The sequence below is a fragment of the Butyricimonas hominis genome (assembly GCF_014287455.1).
In the GTDB taxonomy this organism is placed as follows: domain Bacteria; phylum Bacteroidota; class Bacteroidia; order Bacteroidales; family Marinifilaceae; genus Butyricimonas; species Butyricimonas muris.
Map to the genome: position 1 here is coordinate 274,617 of NZ_JACOOH010000003.1, position 23,403 is coordinate 298,019.

The 23,403-nt window shown below is 43.4% G+C and carries 17 protein-coding genes and 1 tRNA gene; 5 read left to right on the forward strand and 13 right to left on the reverse strand.

Annotated elements, in window-relative coordinates:
* The first annotated feature begins 3 nt into the window (after positions 1-3).
* Positions 4-312 carry a DUF3784 domain-containing protein gene (locus H8S64_RS07990; RefSeq protein WP_186975666.1) on the forward strand — a complete coding sequence of 103 codons (309 nt, stop codon included), beginning with the start codon at positions 4-6 and terminating at the stop codon, positions 310-312.
* Positions 313-322: 10 nt separating this feature from the next.
* On the opposite strand, the gene H8S64_RS07995 is transcribed toward H8S64_RS07990, so the two are convergent.
* On the reverse strand, positions 323-946 hold the full coding sequence (locus tag H8S64_RS07995) for a DUF4923 family protein (protein WP_186975667.1): 624 nt from the start codon (positions 944-946) through the stop codon (positions 323-325).
* Between the two features lie 184 nt (positions 947-1,130).
* Positions 1,131-1,203: transfer RNA gene (locus H8S64_RS08000), tRNA-Thr, on the reverse strand.
* 118 nt (positions 1,204-1,321) lie between these two features.
* Between H8S64_RS08000 and H8S64_RS08005 the strand changes: the two genes are divergently transcribed.
* Positions 1,322-1,894, forward strand: a complete 573-nt coding sequence (locus H8S64_RS08005) for a phosphatase PAP2 family protein (RefSeq protein ID WP_255469474.1) — start codon at positions 1,322-1,324, stop codon at positions 1,892-1,894.
* A gap of 114 nt (positions 1,895-2,008) precedes the next feature.
* Complete coding sequence (locus H8S64_RS08010) at positions 2,009-4,840, forward strand: TonB-dependent receptor (protein WP_099292740.1); 2,832 nt, start codon at positions 2,009-2,011, stop codon at positions 4,838-4,840.
* Positions 4,841-4,883: 43 nt separating this feature from the next.
* Here H8S64_RS08010 and H8S64_RS08015 read toward each other — a convergent pair whose 3' ends face one another.
* The 10 genes from H8S64_RS08015 to htpG form a co-directional block, all read right to left on the reverse strand.
* On the reverse strand, positions 4,884-7,463 hold the full coding sequence (locus tag H8S64_RS08015; protein WP_186975669.1) for a beta-mannosidase: 2,580 nt from the start codon (positions 7,461-7,463) through the stop codon (positions 4,884-4,886).
* Positions 7,456-9,090 (reverse strand): beta-N-acetylhexosaminidase, encoded by a 1,635-nt coding sequence (locus H8S64_RS08020; RefSeq protein ID WP_186975670.1) that lies wholly within the window; start codon positions 9,088-9,090, stop codon positions 7,456-7,458. Before H8S64_RS08020 ends, H8S64_RS08015 begins: the two co-directional genes overlap by 8 nt.
* 61 nt (positions 9,091-9,151) lie before the next feature.
* The gene (locus tag H8S64_RS08025; RefSeq protein ID WP_186975671.1) at positions 9,152-11,251 is read right to left on the reverse strand and encodes a KamA family radical SAM protein; all 2,100 of its coding nucleotides are present in this window, start codon (positions 11,249-11,251) and stop codon (positions 9,152-9,154) included.
* Between the two features lie 231 nt (positions 11,252-11,482).
* Positions 11,483-11,956: a nucleoside deaminase gene (locus H8S64_RS08030; RefSeq protein WP_186975672.1), complete on the reverse strand. Its 474-nt coding sequence runs from the start codon at positions 11,954-11,956 to the stop codon at positions 11,483-11,485.
* Between the two features lie 17 nt (positions 11,957-11,973).
* Positions 11,974-12,810 carry a prolipoprotein diacylglyceryl transferase gene (gene lgt / locus H8S64_RS08035; RefSeq protein WP_099292750.1) on the reverse strand — a complete coding sequence of 279 codons (837 nt, stop codon included), beginning with the start codon at positions 12,808-12,810 and terminating at the stop codon, positions 11,974-11,976.
* Between the two features lie 138 nt (positions 12,811-12,948).
* Positions 12,949-16,239 (reverse strand): preprotein translocase subunit SecA, encoded by a 3,291-nt coding sequence (secA, locus tag H8S64_RS08040; RefSeq protein WP_186975673.1) that lies wholly within the window; start codon positions 16,237-16,239, stop codon positions 12,949-12,951.
* 98 nt (positions 16,240-16,337) lie between these two features.
* Positions 16,338-16,658 (reverse strand): hypothetical protein, encoded by a 321-nt coding sequence (locus H8S64_RS08045; protein WP_176555086.1) that lies wholly within the window; start codon positions 16,656-16,658, stop codon positions 16,338-16,340.
* 72 nt (positions 16,659-16,730) lie between these two features.
* Positions 16,731-17,387, reverse strand: a complete 657-nt coding sequence (gene upp / locus H8S64_RS08050) for a uracil phosphoribosyltransferase (protein ID WP_176555087.1) — start codon at positions 17,385-17,387, stop codon at positions 16,731-16,733.
* An 87-nt stretch (positions 17,388-17,474) separates the two neighbouring features.
* Positions 17,475-18,089, reverse strand: coding sequence for an HdeD family acid-resistance protein (locus H8S64_RS08055; RefSeq protein ID WP_099292758.1), 615 nt, complete (start codon positions 18,087-18,089; stop codon positions 17,475-17,477).
* A 98-nt stretch (positions 18,090-18,187) separates the two neighbouring features.
* Positions 18,188-20,239: a molecular chaperone HtpG gene (gene htpG, locus H8S64_RS08060; RefSeq protein ID WP_186975674.1), complete on the reverse strand. Its 2,052-nt coding sequence runs from the start codon at positions 20,237-20,239 to the stop codon at positions 18,188-18,190.
* A 318-nt stretch (positions 20,240-20,557) separates the two neighbouring features.
* On the opposite strand from htpG, the gene miaB reads away from it, so the two are divergent.
* Complete coding sequence (miaB, locus tag H8S64_RS08065; protein ID WP_186975675.1) at positions 20,558-21,889, forward strand: tRNA (N6-isopentenyl adenosine(37)-C2)-methylthiotransferase MiaB; 1,332 nt, start codon at positions 20,558-20,560, stop codon at positions 21,887-21,889.
* Positions 21,890-22,027: 138 nt separating this feature from the next.
* A complete protein-coding gene (locus H8S64_RS08070) occupies positions 22,028-22,603 on the forward strand; it encodes an RNA methyltransferase (RefSeq protein WP_099292774.1) in 576 nt (191 codons plus the stop codon).
* Here H8S64_RS08070 and folP read toward each other — a convergent pair.
* Positions 22,546-23,376, reverse strand: a complete 831-nt coding sequence (gene folP, locus H8S64_RS08075) for a dihydropteroate synthase (RefSeq protein WP_186975676.1) — start codon at positions 23,374-23,376, stop codon at positions 22,546-22,548. The genes H8S64_RS08070 and folP overlap by 58 nt on opposite strands.
* Positions 23,377-23,403: the final 27 nt, after the last annotated feature.

Here is a 23,403-nt window from a genome sequence, read left to right on the forward strand (position 1 = left end):
AAGATGATTGTTTTGATTTGTGTTATTGCCATTTTTTTAATTCTCGCTATTTTACTGTTATGCGGTAAAGGAGCGTTCCTTATCGCCGGGTATAACACAATGACAAAAGAAGAAAAGGAAAAGTATGATTCCAAAGCGCTTTGTAAAAGTACAGGAAAACTCATACTTTCCCTTGTTCTCTGCATGTTATTTATTCTTGCCGCCGATATTTTTAATCTATCGTATCTAAGCCTAACCGGAGGCATTGGTATTCCTCTCTGTATTATTTTTTATCTCATACATACTCGAGGGGGAGAAAAGTTCCGCAAATAAATTTCCAAATTTATTTTTTCATCTCGAATCCCAGAAGCATCCCGTCATACCCTTCCAGTAAAGAAGACAAGGATGAAGATGAATCAGACTTTTTCGCCATCGACGACAACACCTTGACAAACTTCATCAACCCGTCGACATTAAAAAGCATCGAAATCTGCTCTCCCGATTTTGCCAGTTGCACTTCAGTCCGCTTCACGGTGAAAGCGTTTCCCAACTTGTAACTCAATACAAGTACCTTATTTTTCTCGTCTAAAGAATAAGTTCCCTTCAACGTCTTCTTACCGATAACATTCGTGAAAGTACTGTCACTATTAAACGTGTACGAGAACTTACCGGGAACGATGCCCGCTTTCGTGTAAACCGTCGTGATTTTCTTTTCCAAGGCGGAAGACATGAGCGTCCCTCCCACCTCTTTCAATTTGTCATCGCTCGTCATCTTGCAAGCGGGTTCCACGTAATTCCAATTCCCTTGCAAATCAGAAAACTTAATCACGTTTCCCGTGAGCGTATTCACCACATCCTTTACCGCGGAAGAATTCAAAATATCTTTCCACGACTGGGCATTTCCACTTTTTGCCCCAAGTAACACACAACAAGCCAACAGGCTCAAAAATAATCTTCCTTTTTTCATAAACACAAGTAAATATGTATAAATTAGTATATCCAGACTTAAAAATCCGCGTCCTTCTCGGATACAAATGTAATAAATTTACTTGTCACACGAAAATACACCAGTATTTGGATTATTCCAAAGTAAGAATTAATACAAAAATAAAAGAGAGATTGCTTTCAACATAAACAATCTCTCTTTCGTGAGCCAATTTGGGGACTCGAACCCCAGACCTACGCATTACGAATGCGTTGCTCTACCAGCTGAGCTAAATTGGCGATAACGGCTGCAAATGTACGACTATTTTTGAAATTTGGAAATGATAAATCATTTTTTTTCGACTTCTTGTCGCACATTTTTTTATACATTCGCGGTGAGTTTTTAATAATCAACAAGATGAAACAACAGCCTTTCGCGAAAAAAAAATCACTCTGTCTATTTTGTAGCCTATTTTTTCTCTTGAATATAATATTTATCCCCCGTCTATCAGCCCAAAAGAAAGCGATAGAAACTTCCGGTGATATCATTTACTACGCGACTCCTGTCGCTTGCCTAGCAACAACATTATTGAAAAAAGACTACCAAGGCACTAAACAATTCGTCTTTTCCGCCGTGACCGCCGTGGGAGTAAGTTATATTCTAAAACATACCATTCGGAAAAAGCGGCCCGACGGTAGCGATCATCACGCTTTTCCATCAGGACACGCGACAGTTACTTTTCAAGGAGCCTCATTTATACAACGGCGTTACGGCTGGAAATTCGGAATCCCCGCCTATCTCCTTTCGGGATACGTGGCTTGGACCAGAACTCATTGTGACCGACATGACTGGTGGGACATTCTATGCGGGGCTGCCATCGGTGTCGGAAGTAGCTATATATTCACGAAGCCATACGGAAGGAACAGCATCTCCCTCTCTCCCACGATTATCGAAAAACGACCGGGAATACACGCTTGTATCACTTTCTAACAAACTTCTAAATTATTTGTTAAAACAGTATTTAAAGAAATCATAAACCCGCCTTTTATTATGGCTGTTCCATAATATTATATCTATTTTTGTTTAAAATAGAAAAGAAAAATCATGCTACACCATATTTTCAAAATAGCCTTTATTTTACTGATGACCGTTAGTCCCGTGTCACTACTGGCTCAAACGCAGGTAAGGGATACGGTAAGAAAAGATACTGTCAAACAACAGGAAAAGAAAACCGTCGTACACACGATTAAAGGTGTTATCGTCGGGGATTCGGATGACGATACATTACCGGGAGCCCATATATACTTGGGAGCCGAAAAGAAACCTACCACGGTAACGGACGCCATGGGCGAATTCACGCTAAAGGATATACCGGCAGGGGAAGTAATCGTTACCGCCTCTTATGTCGGATTCAGACCCACGACCAAAAAATATCTGGTAAAAGCGGATACAAACGTGGGGATTATTAAACTTTTACCGGAAGAACTGGATGAAGTTGTTATCACGGCAAAACCGCCTCTTATCATCCAAAGAGGCGATACAACCGAATTTAACGCGGCAGCCGTGAAAGTCCCGGAAGACGCGGAACTGGAAGATTTATTAAAAAAATTACCGGGGTTTGAACTCGTGGACGGCAAACTCATGGCAAACGGAGAAGAAGTCAAACGCATCTATATTGACGGCACGGAATATTTCCTTGATAACCCGATGGCAGCCCTACAAACCTTACCGGCAAATATCGTTTCTAAAATCAAGATGTTTGACGGAAAAAGTGAGGAAGCGAATTTCTCCGGTTACAATGACGGTAAGAAATTCCGCTCTTTGAATATTGAAACCAAGAATCCGGATCAATTAAAAATATTCGGTAAAGCCGGATTAGGTTACGGCATATCGGATGATGTCGAAGATTCTTTCAAAAACAACAACTACAATCTGGACGCAAACGCGAACGCGTTCAATCGTAAACGCAGATTCTCTATCCGGGGAAGTTTGCGTAACACGAATCAAGGTTCGGATTTACCTAACGCCTCTTACAAGGGAAAAGGGGGACATAACAGGGGTAAAAACTTCGGCATGGACTTTTTCAATACTTTCAAAAAAGGTCTGGAACTAACCGGCGGTTATAGTGGTAGCGATAACGAATCCTACTCTGCCAGTTCTACCCGACAGGATTATTTCCCATCAGAAAGTTACCAAAGTAAAATTTACGAGAACGAGAATCACTCTTGGTCCGAGAGTTCCAGCCATAGCGTCAATACCCGCTTCAGTTATGAAATCAGTGAAAAAGACAGGATCAGCTTCTCCCCGTCATTCTCGTTACGCAAATCGGATAGCCGCTCCATCAGATTGGGAAATAGTATTCAAGACGGTGATACATTAAATATCACAAATGCCAAAAGCCAAAACCATAACGATTCTTATTCTTTCGGTGGAAATTTCTCGTGGATGCATGGGTTTGCCAAAAGAGGACGGACATTAACGATAAACGGAAATATAAATGTCAGCGACACGAAAAGCGACGGGATACAACAAGACAGTAGTATTATCAACAAAAGAGATACTTTGCGTAACCTGATCAACAGTACAAAAAGTTTTTCAAATTCATTAACAGGTTCCGTATCCTATTCCGAACCTTTGACCGAACACGCCCGTTTATCTTTCAATTACTCGTTAAGCTACAGTCAGGACGAATCGGATAAAGAGAGTATATCTTATAAAGACGCTCTTTTTACCGAAATCATAGGTATTGACACCTCTCTCACGAACAAAATCAGTAATACCAGAATAAATAACAGTATCGGGGTCAATTACAACTATTACAAAGAAAAATTCTCGTTCAACGGGGGTGGTTCCATTAATTTATCCAGTGAAGAAAACAAATACGAGTATTTAAACGCCCCGGATTCACTCGTGAAAAATAATTACTTGAATCTTTCTCCTCAATTCAATTTCAACTATTCTCTGACAGAAAGAAGCAATTTAAACTTTAGCTATAATGGAAATACAAGTTCACCCAGTGCAAGTCAACTGCAAGATGTATTGGACGTCAGTGATCAGTTAAGTGTATCCAAAGGTAATCCCGATTTGAAAAAAACATTTTCACAATCAGCCTCTCTCAGTTTCAGCAGTTCAAAAATTTCAGAAGAAAAATTCAACTTTCTAAATGTAGGGCTTAATTTCAATAACTCGTTCAATAATATAGCCACCGCTACCCAATTTATCGAAAACGATACGGTTATCAATGGTTACGAGATATTGCGCGGAGCCCGGCTTTCCACGCCTATAAACTTAAATGGTCAATGGAGTATCTCCATGAATTCCAGTTACTCGTTCGGGATCAACGCTCTCAAATTAAGATTAAGCCCCTCCTTATCTTACAGTTATTCCAGAAGCCCGTCGATCTACGATAATATCAAGAATATTACCAATTCACACAGGGCCTCATTCAATCTAGGGATCACGAGTAATGTTTCAGAAAACTTGGATTACAATATTCGATCTTCGACCTCTTACACTTCTTCAACAAGCACGACAACGGAAGGGTCCAGTTCTTTCAGTCAATCCGTCAACGCTAACGTTAAATGGGTATTCTGGAAAGAATTCATTCTCGCCGGAGATTATTCTTATAGCTACACGCTAAGTAAAAAAGGCGGGAATATCAACCAATCCAATAGCATGTTAAACATGGAGATCGGGAAGAAATTCTTAAAACGGAAACAACTTCAAGTAAGATTCAAAGCAATGGATTTATTGCGCCAAAGGAATTTATTGAATTACAGCATCCAAGACCTTTACACGCAAACCAGATACAGTACAAATACCCAGAATTATTACATGCTGACGATATCTTACCGCTTTAACACGATGGGAAGTAAAAAAGCCGATAGAAAAAGAGCAGGAGAAAACTCTCCCCCGGGATATTTCGGAGAATTTTAATAAAAAACAAGAGCCATGTTCAAAAATACACGGCTCTTATTTTTTATCGTAGATAACGGTACTGTATCCGTCTTTCAATCTCCGCAAGAGGAATATCTGTCTTCACGTTTATTTTATACGTCTGTCCCGGCAGTATATCGATATAATTATCCGAAAAGAAAGCCGTACTATCCGGCAAAACAAACAGCACGTTACATGCCAATTTATCTGCCGTTACCAAAATATACTTTTGCTTCCCCTCTTCCCGAGCCAGAATCGACAATTCCGGTTCTTGGGGCAAATTCAAATCTTTATGATACTCGAAATACACGTTTTTCTCATCCACGTTCTTTCCTCCCGCTGTCAAACGAACCACGGCAAAGACATCCTTTCCACTAGCCCCCCGAAGTAAAAAAGAACGCTTCATACCCGTTAAAACAGTTGATGTATTAGCCGGAATTTCAACATTGGACTTCTCCGAATAGATAATTTTCCCCGAGAAATCCATCACATCAACACTCAATTCAGCTTCCACGGGTTGCAAACGGTCGCTGACAACATACACGAGCATACTGTCATTCTGCCACTTCGGGGCAACAATGATCTCTTTAAAACAATCACGCATCACGTAATGCGCCGCTTTCCACTTGTGGTAATAATCCGTGGTCGACCAACTGGCGACAGGCCAACAATCATTCAATTGCCAAACAAGCGACCCCATGCAGTAAGGCCTATTCCGGCGATGCGCCTCGATAGCCATTTTCGTCGAAAGCCCTTGCAAGACGTGCGTCATATAAATAAACTGTTCGAAATCAGTCGGAACCCGGTAATACATTTTCATGTAATCCGAAATACGCCCGTTACCGATATAACTCCGCTGATGTGATTTCATCACTTCCGAGTTAATATCATAATCCTCCGGTAAAGCATAGGTACGTATAGTACTCATTTCCGGGAAAGACTGGAATCCGTATTCACTACAAAAACGAGTAGTCACCTCGTCATAACTCTCCAATGGACGGAAACCGTGCCAAACACCCCAATAATGCTGGTCGCCGGAAGTCGTTCCATCCAACCCGTGCTGAGTCGGTTCCGGTCCCGCCATAGGGGAAGAAGGCCAGTAATCGCACCCGGGCATATATTCACTCACCACGCGCGGTAATAAATCGTGAAACACGTCATAATAAGCCTTAAACACGGTATCCTGTTGTTCTTTCGTGAATTGCTGTTTCCATCCCCACCCGCCGGGAGAACCGTGACGCCATGCCAATGCATTTTCATTATTACCACACCACAGGGCTATACACGGGTGATTACGCATCCGCACCACGTTATCAATAGCTTCTTCCCGAACATTATCCAAAAACTCCTTGTTCCCCGGATACATCGCGCAAGCAAACATAAAATCATGCCACACCATAATCCCGTACTTGTCACACAATTCAAAGAAAACATTATCCTCGTATATTCCGCCACCCCATACCCGTAACATATTCATGTTAGCATTCGCGGCATCGAAAACCATTTTCTCGTACACCTCTCGATTCGCACGAGGCAGAAAAACATCATTCGGTATAATATTCGCCCCTTTGGCAAAAACGGGTACACCATTCAATTCAAAACCGAACGATTCGCCCCCTTGATCCTTCTTCCGTACCAATTTCAATGATCGCAATCCGGTCGTCACCTCTTTCTCGGCAATAACACCTTCGACACCCGTCACCCGCACTTTAAAAGAATACAAGTTTTGCTCCCCCAAACCGTTACTCCACCACAACCGAGGACTCTCCACCTCAAAAGGCACGGAAACGTTGTTTTCTCCCCGTTCCAAGCTCTTCTTACCGGAAGCCAAGACTTTCCCGTCACTCGTAATCTCAATTTCGACCTCTTGTCCGACATCCGCCTTCACGCGAATATCCGCACTTAAAGTTGCCAACTCCCTCGTGACCTCCGTTTGTTTTATATACACGTCCTCCACTTTCATACCACTCCACGCCTCGATGATAACCGGACGCCATATCCCCGAAGTCACCAAACGAGGTCCCCAATCCCAACCATAATGATAAGGAGCCTTACGGGTGTACACGCTTACCCGGTCTTGTCCCATTCCCCCTCTTTCACTTTGATCATTATCTGCCGGCAATCTCAAACCGTAACGCTTCATCTCTTCCAATCCTCTCGCAGTGGGAGAAGCGAGTACAACACGCAATTCATTATCCCCGACTTTCAATTTACCGGAAACATCAAATTTCCACGTACGGAACATATTATCCACAGAACCGATACACTCACCGTTCAAGTAGACATCGGCATACGTGTCCAATCCTTGAAAAACGAGATATTGGTTTTTCTTGCCTATCAGCTCATCATCAACCGAAAACTCGGTTCTATATTCCCAATCCTTCTTATCAATCCACTGCAATCCGAGTTCATTCATCCGGTAAAAAGGATCTTCTATTCTCCCGTTTGCCAGCAAATCCGTATGCACTGTCCCCGGAACAGTTGCCGGAAGCCAGTCGCCACTATCCTTTTGACGGAATTGCCAACCGGAAGAAACCTCCGTTCTTATCTCTTTTTCCGAAGAGCATCCGAGAATCCCCCCGATGCTACAACAGAAAAAGGCAAACCATAATATCTTATTCATTCGTTTTCGGCTCCTGCAAAATATGTTTGGCAAAATTATATCCCAAGGCGTCATAACGTTGCGTTAACAACTTGGCTCTATTCAAGAAACCCGAATAATCTCTTCGCGCTTGCGGAGTCCAAGCCACCTCTGACAACGCCGCCATACGAGGCAACAACATGTATTGAGCGTGGCTAAAAGTCGTGATATACTCTGCCCACAAATTAGCCTGCACACCGATGATTTTTGCTGCCTCCTCGGGAGTCAACCCTTCCGTGGGATCCAAGCTATACACCTTCTTCACGGGTACGTAGCCACCGATACCGAAAGGCTCATTCTCCACCGGTTTCGCTTGATAATAATCAAAATAAGCGTAATCATTCGGTACCATAATCACCTCGTTCCCCCTCTTCGCTCCGGCTATACCACCGCTCTTACCTCTCCACGACATAACGATAGCAGTCTTGGAAACATCGCCTTCCAAAATTTCATCCCAACCGATAATCCTTTTCCCTTTCGTCTTCAAAAAAGATTCAATCCGGTGAACCACGTAATTCTGCAACTCGTACTCCTCCTTCATATTCTCCTTTTTCATTCGAGCCTGACATTTCTTACATTTTTTCCACTCGTCCCGCGGGCATTCGTCACCCCCGATATGAATGATATCAGACGGGAATAACTCGGCAACCTCGGTCAACACCCCTTCCCAAAACTCAAATGTCTTCTCGTTTCCGGGACAAAAAACTTCTGGGAAAACACCCCACATCTGGCAAACCTCGTAAGGACCACCCGTGCATCCCAATTCCGGATAAGTTGCTAACGCAGCCAAAGCATGCCCGGGAAGTTCGATTTCCGGGATAATTGTAATATAGCGGTCAGCCGCATATTGAATGACATCTTTTATCTCCTCTTGCGTGAAGAAATACGGCCCGTAAGGCTTCCCGTCATATTTTCCGGTATTTTTACCTATCACGGTTTGTTTACGTTGACTGCCTATCCGAGTTAATTCCGGGTATTTTTTAATCTCGATACGCCACCCTTGGTCATCCGTCAAATGCCAATGGAACACGCTCAATTTATGTAACGCCAGCATATCGATAAAAGTCTTCACTTCATCCACCGTGAAAAAATGTCTACAAACATCCAACATCGTACCCCGGTATCCCAAGCGAGGTTCATCTTGAATCCGTACATTCTGGATTCTTATCTTGTTCATTTTTTCCCCTTTCTCCATCCCGACAGGCATCATCTGCCGCAAACTCTGCATGGCGTAAAACACGGCCTTTGAGCTTCCACCTTGAATATGAATAGCATTCTCACTCACGGTCAACTCATAAGCATCAGCTTTCATGGAAGGATCAACAGTAATGTTCACTGCATTACTCTTGGCAGCACCTTTCTCGATCTTTAAAGGTGTCCCGAAAGATTTTTCAGTCAATGTACTAAGGAAAGTACAAGCGGGAGTCAAATCCTCCGCTCCTTGCACAACGTTAATCACCGTTTTCGGGGATAGTTTGAAACCACCATCCTCAACAGCCACACTCTGGGGTTGAGGAATAATATTCACCTCTTGATTAGGTTCTCCGGCACATCCGGCAAGCAAAATAATACACAATACTACGATTGAAACTAAATTGATCTTTTTCATAAACGTATTTTTTAAACACAACAGCCAAGATAGCCTAAAATTTACAAATACGCAATTCTTTTTAAGACTCTATGATCAAATTTGTAAAATCATCCGTGATACCCGTGTATTGCTCCGGATACTCGAACAAAGCGAAGCGGGATTCCGTGTGCCCTTCCGAGTAATGCCATATAGAAAAATAGTCTTCTACCTCCTCTCCTAATTCCTCCAACTGGCGTAAATATGCCGCGATAGATTTATTCTCCACGATATAAATATCCCCGATATTATCCACACCGGGACTATGTCGACGATTCGCGTCCAAGGAAAAACGTAAAATTCGCTTCCCTTGTTTAGTCAAACCGGCTGTCACAAAAGTCATACTTTTTCCTATCCCCGGCAGATTCATCACGTTCCGGTCGGTAGCCAAGAAGGGTTGACCATATTTCTCTAATAAACGAACCAAACCGGGATTCAGCAATTCCGGACGCTTCAATATATCCAACACCTCTTTCTCCAATTCCGGGGACAAACGACCGTATATTTTTTCTTCCTTTACCTCTTGCATGGAGCGACTGTTCGGGGCAAACAGAGCATAGTTCTCTCCAAAGCCTTTCACGGAAAAAGTATAATAAGTCAAAATTCCTATTTTGTTCAATTCCTCCCTCAACCTTGCCGTGTGTCCCCGGCGGGATGCCGCCACGGTAAACACGAGTTGATTCGTTATAATCCATCCGGCATCCAACAAGCGTCGTACCGCACGTACCACATCTTCCGTGATCTCCAATGGCGATTCAAAATGCGTTTGCACAAAAAATTGTTGTATCCCCGCACGAGTGGCTTTCTCCCGAAAACGTTTCAAGACATCAATCAATCCGTCATCAATCCGACTCGGCAAATACGCCAATAAACGAGAACCCAATCTCACCCGCCGGATTTCGGCATATTTCTCTCCTTTAGTCCGCTCCCTGTTAGCCTCCCGTTTATGAACCGCCATCCGGTAAACGGCATCCAGAATTTTCTCCAACGTCGAATTCTGACTCATCAATGCATCACCTCCCGTGATCAAAATATCCCGTAATTGAGAATCATACTCGTAATAAGTCATCAACCGCTCCATCTTTCTCTCCCATCCTTCTATCGGCTTCAAGCGATCCAAGTTAAAATTCAGATGCCCTTTTTGAAAATCATACATCCGTTGGCAAAGAGCACACAATCCTCCACAAGCACGCCCCATCGAATCCGGAATAAAAATAGCCACTTCCGGGTAACGACGGTGAATATTTGTCGAATTTGGCAATAACCAACCTGCCGCGTTGGGCTTACCGGCTTCCACGACATCCTCTTTCTCCCAAGCCTGAATATGTCCGAAATTCTCTACCAGTTCCCGAGAATAAATCACGTAACTCCGAATCGTGGAATCATCATACCCGTTCTCTTTCACGCTCAACAGGGATAAATAATAAGGCGTCACGAAAAAAGGTATCCCTTTCCGCTTTGCATCATGCAGGATTTGCATCGTTTTGTCAGATAACGTATGATTCAAAAACAGATTCAATTCATCCGGTTCCCGTATTGCCATCGTCAAATGAAATTTATAGTCTTTCCACCATTCGTCTATCAGCCTCATTTTGTCCTCTTCACTCGTTTCCGCGGCAAAACGATAACGGGAATTCATTTTATCCCGTCGCTCTATTTTACGAATTAACAAATAAGATATTCGCTTTCTATTCTCCCGGCGTTCCTCAGCAACATCTTCATCCGTACCTACTTCCCAACGTTCTCTCCAATTCTTGCATTGCTCTTGATCTGACAAAACATCAAAGCTATTTTGAAACTGTTTAAACAAAAAATACCTGTCGATCAAAAAGTCCTGATGCACATCATTATCTTCCCCCCGCAAAGCCTCCCATAACCATTTTATCGGCTCGTACCGGATTTTCTCACCCGTCGAGAAATCATGAATATAACGGGAACGATTCACGAACATGCGAAAAAAACGCCGTATAGAAAGAGGCGAAGGACGTCTGATTAGAGTCGCTCGAATATATTCTTTCAAAAATTGCTCGAAGACTCTCCAATCATCGCTTATCCTTGCGTTATGCAATATACTCGGGAAGTCCTTTTCAAATAAATCTATTAATTCGGTATACGAATATTTCAGTACATTTTTCAGCTCCACGTTCCTCCTATTTCAAAAGTTAAACAAAAACACAACATAAAATGTTGTAGCGTCCGAAAACGCCCTCGAATGCCAAGAAGTGACATGTATTTATACAGAAAGCAAATACCTGAGGTTTACAAATTTAATAAAAAAAGAGAAAAACAGCAAGAAATATTTGGAAATAAGACATAAAAATAGGGCGTATCCTTCTCAAAACACGCCCTATTTATAACTTTATAGAACAGAGATCTAATACTTGACTTTATTCTTTTCCTCACGCCAAAGCTCAAATTCCTCCCCGGCACCCTCTTCTTTCTCGTTCACGAACGGGATAAAACGTCGCGAACCATCCAACATGATTTCCTTATAGATAAAAGAATCATCAAATCCGCCTTCAGCCGCATCCTCTTTCGTACAAGCATAATAAACAGCTTTCGGACGAGCCCAATAAATTGCCCCCAAACACATCGGACAAGGCTCACAACTGGAATAGATCTCACACCCTTCCAGTTGAAAGGAGTCCAAATTTCTACATGCCTTACGAATAGCATTCACTTCGGCATGAGCTGTCGGATCATTATCCGGTACTACCGTATTCCCGGAAGATGCAATAATCTCCCCGCCTTTCACAACAACAGCCCCGAAAGGACCTCCCGTCCCATTCTTCACATTCTCCACGGCAATTCGAATTGCCTCTTTCATGAATCTTTTATCGTAACCCATATTCACTTAGTCATAAATTACTTCGCTTTCAACGGCGTTTTATTTCTCCATACCATATAGATACCCACAAGGACAAAAGGAATACTCAGCCATTGCCCCATATTCAATGTCATCGAAGCCTCGAAAGCCTCTTGATCCTCTTTCACGAACTCGATAAAGAAACGTGCTGCGAAAATCAAGATCAAAAACATGCCGAATAGAAAACCCTGTTTATCTTTCGCGTTCGTTCTCCAATACAAATGCATTAACACGGCAAAACTGATTAAATAACAAATTGCCTCGTACAACTGAGCCGGATGACGAGGTAATTCCGGATTCTCAATCCCATGCCCGTGGATAAAAATAAAACCCCACGGCAAAGTGGTCGGAAGTCCGACTATTTCCGAATTCATCAAATTCCCCATCCGGATAAAAAAACCGGCAAGAGCAATAGGAATCACGGCACGATCCAATATCCAAAAGATTGATTTTTTACTCACTTTCTTGGAATAATACCATAATCCCGCGATAATACCTATCGCGGCACCATGACTCGCCAACCCTTGGAAACCCGTGAATTTAAACGGACTGAGCTGAAATGGCAAAACAATTTCCAATAAATGGTTCTGATAATATTCCCACCCGTAAAAGAAACAATGTCCCAATCGAGCACCGATCACGGTTGCCACGGCAACATATATCCATAATTTGTCCAACCATTGCTGACTTAATCCCTCTGATTTGAACATCTTCTCTTCTACCTTGTATCCGCAAACAAACGCCAACGCAAACAACAAACCGTAATACCGGATAGAGAAGCCTCCTAAATTAAAAATCTCGGGACTGACATCCCAGTTGATAAATAATGAAACCATAATAATTTTAAATTTTTAAATTGTAGATTTTAAATTATTTATCAACAACCTAAAACCTACAATTATATTTTATTCTAAATCTCAATTTTAAACTCAATGCGTCAAAGCAATCTAAAATTTAAAATTTAAAATCTAAAATTAATTTTCTTCTCTACCGTGGCAATTCTTGTATTTCTTACCACTTCCGCAAGGACAAGGATCATTACGTCCCACCTTAGGACCGACTTTCACCGGCTCCACTTTACGAGGTCCTTGATTTGTCTGTGCCGCGGGAGCGTCCGTACGTCCCGTGCGCATTTTGCTCATATCCGTACGTCTTTCCTCGGCTTGTCTTACTTCCTCCGGAGCCTCGAACGGAATTTGTCCTTTCATCAAAGTAGAAACCACACTCTTGTTGATCTTATCCACCATCGTCTTGAACAAATTGAACGATTCGAATTTATAGATCAATAACGGGTCTTTTTGCTCGTACGTGGCATTCTGAACTGATTGTTTCAAATCGTCCATTTCCCGCAAATGCTCTTTCCATGCATCATCAATATGAGCAAGCATAATCGATTTCTCGTAGGCACGTACTAATTCTTCCCCCTCTGTCTTATATGCTTTTTCCAAATTCGTGACCACATTATACATTTTCTTGCCATCCGTGAAAGGAACCACGATATTCTTAAACATTTCACCCCTTTGCTCGAATACATTCTTAATCACCGGGAATGCCTGTTTCGAAATTCCTTCTACTTTGCGGGTAAAGGTTTCTCTCACTTCTTTATACAATCTCTCGGTCAATTCCGAAGCGGAAGTCTTTTGGAATTCTTCTTCCTTTATATCAAAATTCACGGACAGATATTTCAATACATCCAGTCGGAAATCCTCTACTTCGTTGCTATCTTTATGTACTTCTACCAACGTTTCACAAACATCGTACATGTTATTAGCAATATCCACCCCGATTCTCTCCCCGAGTAATGCATGGCGTCTTTTCTTGTAAATAACCTCACGTTGCGAATTCATCACGTCGTCATATTCCAGCAAACGCTTACGAATACCGAAGTTATTCTCTTCCACCTTACGTTGCGCACGCTCGATAGATTTCGTGATCATCGAGTGTTGAATCACATCCCCCTCCTCGTGTCCCAAACGGTCCATAACACGAATAATTCTTTCGGAACTGAAAAGACGCATCAGATCATCCTCCAATGACACGAAGAATTGTGATGAACCCGGATCCCCTTGACGTCCGGCACGACCTCTTAACTGACGGTCAACACGACGGGAATCATGACGCTCCGTACCGATAATTGCCAAACCACCCGCGGCACGAACCTCCGGGCTCAACTTGATATCCGTTCCACGACCGGCCATGTTGGTAGCGATAGTAACAACTTGCGATTTACCGGCTTCAGCCACGATATCAGCTTCCCGCTGATGTAACTTAGCGTTCAACACGTTATGCTTGATACCGCGCATTTTCAACATACGGCTCAGTAACTCGGATACCTCAACCGAAGTCGTACCCACCAGAACGGGACGTCCCAATTCCACTAATCGGCTAATCTCCTCTATTACCGCGTTATACTTCTCGCGTTTCGTCTTGTACACGTAGTCGTTCGCGTCTTTCCGGATAATCGGTTTATTCGTCGGGATAACCACGACATCCAATTTATAAATATCCCAGAACTCTCCCGCTTCCGTTTCCGCCGTACCGGTCATACCCGCCAACTTGTGGTACATACGGAAATAATTCTGTAAAGTAATTGTAGCAAATGTCTGGGTGGCAGCCTCCACCTTCACGTTCTCCTTCGCCTCGATAGCTTGGTGCAAACCGTCGGAATAACGGCGACCTTCCATGATACGTCCGGTCTGCTCGTCCACGATTTTCACTTTATTATCCATCACCACGTATTCCACATCCAACTCGAACAAAGTATACGCTTTCAACAACTGGTTCACCGTGTGTACCCGCTCCGATTTGGTGGCATAATTCTGTACCAACTGGTCTTTTTTCTCGACCTTTTCCTCGTCAGACAAATTCATCTTGTCTATTTCAGCCAACTCGGAACCGATATCCGGCAATATAAAGAAGTTCGGATCCTCTCCCGCCGCCGTAATCGTATCATGCCCCTTATCCGTCAAATCTATTGAATTCAACTTCTCGTCGATCACGAAATACAATTCGTCCGTGATCTCAGGCATACGACGGTTGTTTTCCTGCATGTATATATTCTCGGTCTTTACCAAAGTCGCCTTATTTCCCTGTTCACTCAAGAACTTGATTAATGGCTTGTACTTGGGCAACCCCTTAAACGCTCTCAATAACAGAATAGCACCCTGTTCCTCCTGTTTCCGGTCACCGCTGGCAAGCAAAGTCTTCGCCTCGTTAAAAATCCGTGAAACCAACTCACGCTGCATACGAACCAATTTCTCCACACGGGGTTTATACTCGTCAAACATCTGGATATCCCCCTTGGGTACAGGACCGGAAATAATCAACGGAGTACGGGCATCATCGATCAACACGGAGTCCACCTCATCCACGATAGCATAATTATGCTTCCGTTGCACAAGGTCTTCCGGGTGTATCGCCATATTATCTCTCAAATAGTCGAAACCGAACTCGTTATTCGTACCGAAAGTGATATCCGCTTGATAAGCCTTTCTTCTCTCGGGAGAATTAGGCTCCGTTTTATCAATACAATCTACTGACAAACCGTGGAACATATACAACGGTCCCATCCATTCGGAGTCACGTTTGGCAAGGTAATCATTGACCGTTACCACATGTACGCCTCGCCCTGTCAAAGCATTCAGGAAAACAGGCAAAGTTGCCACCAACGTTTTACCTTCACCGGTAGCCATCTCGGCAATCTTCCCTTGATGTAACACGGAACCTCCGATCAACTGCACATCGTAATGTACCATATCCCAAGTTATCTCCGTACCTCCGGCAAGCCATGAATTAAAATAAACGGCATCGTCCCCGTCTATTTCCACGAAATCTTTACTAACCGCTAAATCCCTATCAAAATCCGTGGCCTTTACCACGATTTCCTTGTTCTCGGTAAATCGTCGTGCAGTATCCTTAATCACCGCGAAAGCTACTGGCAATATTTCATTCAAAATATCCTCCAGTTTCTTGTCAATCTGCTCTTCCAGCTTATCAATCCGGTTATATATTTCCTCCCTCTCCTCGATAGAGGGTTTCTCGTTTTCCACTTTTGCTTTCAACGCGGCGATCTCATCCTCCTCTGATTTTACATGAGCGTGTATCTTCACCTTCAGATCAGCAGACACCTTTCTCAAATCATCATGGCTCAATCCTTTAATCTTCTCCCACTCTGCGTTCACCTTCTTAACTACCGGTAACAACTCCTTCATATCCCGATCTGCCTTGTTACCGAACATACTTTTTAATATATCATTAAATCCCATACTTTTTTATAATTGAAAAATTGAAAAATGAAAATTGAAAATGATAAAACATAGTTTACCCCTTCAATCGTAAATCTAAAATCATAAATTTAAAATTATCAGCATCTCCCCGGCGCTCGTATGGGATTAGCTGTTACTTCGGGTACTTTCCAACCCGGAAGCACTAAAGGTGAGTAAGTATAATAAACCTTTACACTATCAATAGAGGCTAAATAATTCTGATGACTAAAAACACCATAGTCCAAATCATCCGCGGTCCTCTTATCCGTGCAAACGGTTATAATTTTTTCAGTGGGAGAAGAAATCAACAAACGATAGCTGTCATTGGCAACAGGAACATTTCCGGCACGCACCCCAATCGGGAGTGTTGCCACACAACCGGCAAACACATATAAGGCAGCTATTAAATATTTGTTCATTTCCATGACGCCAAAGATAATGCTTTAATCTGAACCTTCAACTTTTAGCTTTTAGTTTTTATCTTTAAGTTTTCACAATTTCTCTCCAAATGCCAAATCACCGGCATCACCAATTCCCGGATCAATATAACAACTCTCCGTCAATCTCTCGTCCACAGCACCTGTCCATATCGTAACCGGCTCATCTTTCAACGCCTCGGTAATTTTATCCACACCTTGACGACTGGACACGATAGCTGCAATATGCGTGTGCAGCGGTCTTCCACCTTGCTTCAACAACTCATGATAAGCAACCACGATAGACGCTCCGGTTGCCAGCATAGGATCTACCAGCAACAATTGCTTTCCTTCCAGACTAGGCGTGTAAATTGAATCGAAACGAATCTCAAAATCTATATGATTCTCTTTATATTTTCTTCTCGCGGAAATAAAAGCACTCCCCGAACGGTCAAAGTAATTTAGAAACCCTTGATGAAAAGGAAGCCCCGCACGCAAAACAGAAGCCACCACCACTTCATCATCTGCCAACCTCACGTCCGCCACATCTATCGGGGTTTGCACCTTTCGCGACGAATAGTGAAAAGTCTTGCTGATCTCGTAAGCCATAATCTCACCGACTCTCTCCAAATTCCGTCGAAAGCGCAAAGGATCCTTTTGTATTTCTTTATCTCTAAGCTCTGCTAAAAAACGATTATAAACCGAATCCTCCTTATTAATAATATACACCATTATATCTATTCTTAAATAATACTATCCTAAGCCCACAAACTCCTCTTCAATCATAAATCTGAAATCGTAAATCCGAAATTAAAAAAGTTATTCAACTTCCTCATACTCCGTGTCCTCAATCTCACCCCCACCCAACTTCTGTTGTTGTTCCGCCTCATGCGCCTCTTTTCTCAACTGATTAATCCGGCGTTGATTAATCAAATCGGTAATCCCGTAAAATATAGAAATTGCCCCGAAAAAAGTGATTATTCCTTCTTTCGCGGAAAACGGATTCGCGAAAATAACAATACCCGCCAAAAGTACGATTATCGGGAACAAATAACTCATCCCGCTTATCTGCCCGAATCTCCTTGCAGAAGTAAGAACAACCAATTGACCGATACCCGCGACAACCAAAATAAAACCAAGCAGGTACATCAATATATTGGTAAAAGTATCCGCCATTACCCACAACAGAATACCCAGAATAATACTCCCGATCCCGTTAAAAGAAATCAAACCTCTCGGCGAGTTCCCATCCTGATCCCGCAAAGACACGAGGAAAGACACGATTCCGGCAAGACAGAACACCGCCCCGATAATCTTAACCGTGTAATTCAACACCTCTGTCGGCCAAAGCACCAAAACGATACCTGTCACGATTGCCACGATAGACCTTACCATCGTTCTCTTATATGTCCCGGAAGAAAAAATAACCTGCATAATTTTATATTTTTAAGTAACTTCAATCAAATTCATCCAACGAAAGTAATGATTTTTTCTGAAATAAATAAGCCGGACAAACGTCCGGCTTAACTTTTTTATTTTATCAACTCCACGCTTCGCTTGACAAACCTGTTTAAAGCCTCTCCTTTCAACAACCCATTTGCCAACAAAGCCAAGTCAATCAACTGACCTACAACCTTATTACCTTTTCCATATTCTTCCAACAGCTCGTTCTTCTGCTTCTGTAAATCGGAAACAGTTTTATTGTACTCAGTCTTTCTATCTTTATCTACCTGCGGAATTTCCTCGTCTTTCTTGCCCTTGTTCAATTCATCCAACTCCGCCTGCTTCTTCTCGGTTTCCTTAATCTCGAAGTAAATCGGTTCCAACTTGGCTTGCATCTCGCTCTTCTCGTTCTCCAGAATATCATTCACCAACTTGTGATCCGTGTTCACGACCAAAGTATACTGATCTCCCATAGCTCCATAGAATCCCATACCCGGATTCATTGCCGCCATGTCTTTCATACGACGCATAAACTCGGAACGCGTAACGATCACCGGATCACCATTCTCACCCATCGCCTCGAAATTCACCATGAACATCCCCCCGTCTTTAGGCAATTGGGACGAGAACACGGCACGCAATTCCTCCTGCTCCTCGTGACTCAAAGCCACTTCCTTAGCGTCCTCCTTCGGTATCAACTTATCAATAACATCCGAGTCTACCCGCACGAAACGATGTTCCGCATTCTTCTGCTCCAAATGATTGATAAAGTGCGTATCCAACTGACCGTCCATCAACAACACATCGTAACCTTTCCCCTTCGCGGCTTCAATATACGTGTATTGCTCTTTTTCGTCCGTGGCATACAAGAATACCACTTTATTATCCTTATCCGTCTGGTTAGTTTTAATCAAATTCTCGTACTCCTCGTACGTGAAATACTTCCCTTCGGTATTTTTGAACAAGAAAATACTCTTTGCCCTCTCGTCAAATTTCTCGTCCGTCAGCATACCGTATTGGATAAATATCTTCAAATCATCCCACTTCTTCTCGTAATCCTCACGCTTGTTCGTGAATATATCGGTCAAACTATCAGCAACCTTCTTCGTGATATGACTGGAAATCTTTTTCACGTTACGGTCACTTTGTAAATAAGAACGCGACACGTTCAAAGGAATATCCGGAGAATCAATCACCCCGTGCAGTAATGTCAGATATTCCGGTACGATTCCTTCCACTGAATCCGTCACGTACACTTGATTGCTGTACAACTGTATCTTATTCTTCTGAATCTCGAACTTATTATCAATCTTCGGGAAATACAAAATACCGGTCAGGTTGAACGGGTAATCCACGTTCAAATGAATATGGAACAACGGCTCCTGAGCCATCGGGTACAACTCGCGATAGAACTTCTCGTAATCCTCCTCATTCAAGTCCGCGGGCTTACGTGTCCACGCCGGATTCGTGTCATTTATCACGTTATCCTCGTCCGTATTCCTGTACTCACCGTCTTTCCACTCTTTCTTCTTCCCGGAAATAATCTCGATAGGCAGGAACTTACAATATTTCGTCAGCAACTCGTTTACCTTCGAATCCTCCAAGAAATCCTTCTCTTCCTCGTTGATATACATGATAATGTCCGTACCTCTCTCGGCTTTCTCCGTTTCTTCCAACGTGTACTCCGGATTCCCCTCGCACGACCATTTCACCGCTTTCGCCCCCTCTTTATAAGATTTCGTCACGATTTCCACCTTGTCACTCACCATGAACGAAGAATAAAAGCCTAACCCGAAATGACCGATAATAGCCGCCGCGTTATCTTTGTACTTGTTCATGAACTCTTCCGCGCCGGAAAAAGCAATCTGATTGATATACTTCTCCACTTCTTCCTGCGTCATTCCGATACCGTTATCCGATACCGTCAACGTACCTGCCGCTTTGTCAGCCTTCACTCTTACCTTCAACTCACCAAGTTCACCCTTAAACTCCCCGTTCGAAGCCAGCACCTTCATCTTTTGTGAAGCATCCACGGCATTCGATACAATTTCTCTCAAAAAGATATCATGATCCGAGTATAAAAACTTCTTGATAATCGGGAATAAATTCCCTGTTGAAACTCCAATCTTTCCTGTTGACATAACTCTATATTTTTAATTTAATTGTACTTCAAATTTTTACGACAACTAAATGACAATAGTTATGCCAAAAAATGTTCTCTGCCGATTTGACAGTTTCATTTTTGACTAATCCCCCGGTAATACCACCGTATTACTACCTCACACCCCTTACCGACCACTCGCAACACGCTTATCCCACCGTTTCCCCACGATGCTAGAAGTGCCACACACTTGGGTTGCAAGCAAGGAGAGATATTATTACCCTAGGATTACCTTGGGAATACGGTAGGATTTTGAACGAAATTCACTACCTTTGCACCTCGGAAATAAAACTTGAGAATGGAGATAAGGAAATTTTACATAGAAACATACGGCTGCCAGATGAACGTGGCGGATAGCGAAGTGGTGGCAGCCATACTAGAAGATAAAGGATACAAACGAACCGAAGACAAAAACGAGGCGGATTTAATTCTGGTGAACACTTGTTCCGTTCGTGAAAACGCCGAACAACGGGTACGCGGGCGAGTACAAGGCTTCACCGAGGTGAAAAAGAAAAAACCGCACGTGTTGGTTGCCATCATGGGATGTATGGCGGAACGATTGGGCGACGCTCTCTTCGAACAGGAAAAAAACGTGAATATCGTCGTGGGACCGGATGCCTACATGGACCTTCCCTTGTTGATAGAAAAAGCAGCAAAAGGAGAAAAAGCCATCAATATCGAATTATCGACAACCGAAACCTATAAAGACATTTGCCCTTCCCGCATAGACGAAACGGCCATCTCCGGATTCGTGTCTATCATGCGGGGATGCAACAACTTCTGTACCTACTGCATCGTGCCCTACACGCGGGGACGCGAACGCAGCCGCAGCCCGAAAAGCATCATCAACGAAGTACTCGACCTCCATTCAAAAGGATATAAAGAAGTTACCCTACTCGGGCAAAACGTGAACTCGTACTTGTGGCGGGGAGATAACACGGAAATGAACTTCCCGGCGTTGCTTGCCATGGTTGCAAAAACGGTACCGGACATGCGTATCCGTTTCGCCACGTCACACCCGAAAGACATGAATGACGACATACTTCGGGCAATTGCCACTTATCCCAATATCTGCAAACACATCCACCTGCCTTTCCAATCCGGCAGTAACTCCGTGTTGAAAGACATGAACCGGAAATACACCCGTGAATGGTATCTGGACCGTATCCGTGCCATCCGTGAGATTGTCCCGGATTGCGGAATATCTACCGACGTGTTCGTGGGCTTCCACAACGAGAGCGAGGAAGATTACCGGCAAACTCTCGATTTGATGAAAGAAGTGATGTTCGATTCCGCTTTCATGTTCAAGTACTCCGAACGCCCCGGCACCATGGCATCCCGTAACTTACCGGATAACGTGGACGAGGAAGTCAAGGGCAGACGCCTGCAAGAACTGATTGACATGCAAGTAGAAATATCTCATCAAAGTAACTTGAAAGACGTGGGTAAAGTCTTCGAAGTTATGGTCGAAGGTGTTTCCAAAAAGAAATCGGACGAACTTTTCGGGCGTAGCAGCCAAAATAAAGTGATCGTGTTCCCGGATAATGGCGCTAAAGTCGGCGACCTCGTTCAAGTTCGAGTAACCGAATGCACGGCAGCCACCTTACTCGGCAAAACAATTGAAAATTGAAAATGCAAAATTGAAAATTAAAACTCAAAAAACATATTCAATCTTCAAATAAACTAAAAACTATCATTAATAACCCCGAATTGAAAATCGAAATGACTCACCCTCATTTTCAATTTTCAATTTTCAATTTTCAATTTCATGTCCCATCGCAAACTCCTCAACGAAGAACTGAACCGCCTCTCCGCGGAAGAATACAAAGAGGCTGAAAAACTCCCGCTTGTGGTAGTTCTTGACAACGTGCGCAGCCTGAACAACATCGGTTCGGTATTCCGCACGTCGGACGCCTTCCGGTTATCGAAAATATACCTTTGCGGTATCACCGCCACCCCACCCCACCGGGAAATACACAAAACAGCCCTCGGCGCAGAAGAAAGCGTAGACTGGGCATATTTCGAGGAAACTACCGATGCCGTGAAAGAATTGAAAAACGAGGGGTACACCATTCTATCCGTGGAGCAAGCGGAGAACAGCATCTCTCTCGAAACCTTTACCATCACTCCCGGACAAAAATACGCCTTCGTGTTCGGCAACGAAGTGAAAGGCGTGCAGCAGGAAGTCATCGACCTCTCGGACAACTGCATTGAAATACCGCAATTCGGGACAAAACACTCCTTCAATATCTCCGTCACTGCCGGAATCGTGCTATGGCAAGTGATTCACCCTCTCATCGCCTCCACGATCTTCACTGCCTCCACGGCTTCACGAACATCGTGAACCCTAAGGATGTGAGCACCTTTAATTAGCGATATCGTGTTGAGCACAGTAGTACCGTTCAGTGCCTCTTTCGGAGTAATATCCAATAAACGCCATATCATCGTTTTGCGAGAAATACCCACGAGTAAAGGATATCCAAAATCGAGAAAAGACTCCATTTTATCCATCAATTGATAATTATGTGCCACAGTCTTCCCGAAACCGAAACCTTGATCCAGTATAATATTATTAAATCCCAAGGCATTCAGACGGGCTATACGCTCCGTGAAGAACTCCCCAACCTCACGTACCACGTCATCATAGCGTGGGTTTACTTGCATATCTTGCGGCGTACCTTGAATGTGCATCAATATATAGGGTACCCCCATCCCGGCAACCGTTTCGAACATCCTGTCATCCATCGTGCCGCCGGAAATATCATTCACGATAACCGGTCCCAGACAGTGATTAATCTCCTTTGCCACTCCCGACCGGAACGTATCTATCGAAACCGGAACCTCGGGATGGTATTTACGCACTAGCTCGACGGCAAAACTCAACCGTGAAAGTTCCTCTTCCTCGCTCACGAAAGCAGCCCCGGGACGAGTGGAATAAGCTCCCACGTCAATAATCCCCGCCCCTTGCTCCACGATCTCGTCGATACGCTTGATTACCCCGATTTCACTCAAGTACTTTCCCCCGTCATAAAAAGAGTCGGGTGTCACGTTCAAAATACCCATCACGACAGGTCGCTCCAAACTAACTTTTTTATCTCCTAAAACGATCTCCATCATAATTTTCCAATTTCAATTTCCGGTTTT

Bases quoted from the DNA above. Each gene is read 5' to 3' on its own strand.
- H8S64_RS08030 (WP_186975672.1), bottom strand. From the start codon at position 11,956: ATGGGTTACGATAAAAGATTCATGAAAGAGGCAATTCGAATTGCCGTG.
- H8S64_RS08020 (WP_186975670.1), bottom strand. From the start codon at position 9,090: ATGAAAAAGATCAATTTAGTTTCAATCGTAGTATTGTGTATTATTTTG.
- folP (WP_186975676.1), bottom strand. From the start codon at position 23,376: ATGATGGAGATCGTTTTAGGAGATAAAAAAGTTAGTTTGGAGCGACCT.
- H8S64_RS08055 (WP_099292758.1), bottom strand. From the start codon at position 18,089: ATGCAGGTTATTTTTTCTTCCGGGACATATAAGAGAACGATGGTAAGG.
- H8S64_RS08010 (WP_099292740.1), top strand. From the start codon at position 2,009: ATGCTACACCATATTTTCAAAATAGCCTTTATTTTACTGATGACCGTT.
- H8S64_RS08070 (WP_099292774.1), top strand. From the start codon at position 22,028: ATGTCCCATCGCAAACTCCTCAACGAAGAACTGAACCGCCTCTCCGCG.
- htpG (WP_186975674.1), bottom strand. From the start codon at position 20,239: ATGTCAACAGGAAAGATTGGAGTTTCAACAGGGAATTTATTCCCGATT.
- H8S64_RS07995 (WP_186975667.1), bottom strand. From the start codon at position 946: ATGAAAAAAGGAAGATTATTTTTGAGCCTGTTGGCTTGTTGTGTGTTA.
- H8S64_RS08005 (WP_255469474.1), top strand. From the start codon at position 1,322: ATGAAACAACAGCCTTTCGCGAAAAAAAAATCACTCTGTCTATTTTGT.
- miaB (WP_186975675.1), top strand. From the start codon at position 20,558: ATGGAGATAAGGAAATTTTACATAGAAACATACGGCTGCCAGATGAAC.
- upp (WP_176555087.1), bottom strand. From the start codon at position 17,387: ATGGTGTATATTATTAATAAGGAGGATTCGGTTTATAATCGTTTTTTA.
- H8S64_RS08015 (WP_186975669.1), bottom strand. From the start codon at position 7,463: ATGAATAAGATATTATGGTTTGCCTTTTTCTGTTGTAGCATCGGGGGG.
- H8S64_RS07990 (WP_186975666.1), top strand. From the start codon at position 4: ATGATTGTTTTGATTTGTGTTATTGCCATTTTTTTAATTCTCGCTATT.
- lgt (WP_099292750.1), bottom strand. From the start codon at position 12,810: ATGGTTTCATTATTTATCAACTGGGATGTCAGTCCCGAGATTTTTAAT.
- H8S64_RS08045 (WP_176555086.1), bottom strand. From the start codon at position 16,658: ATGAACAAATATTTAATAGCTGCCTTATATGTGTTTGCCGGTTGTGTG.
- secA (WP_186975673.1), bottom strand. From the start codon at position 16,239: ATGGGATTTAATGATATATTAAAAAGTATGTTCGGTAACAAGGCAGAT.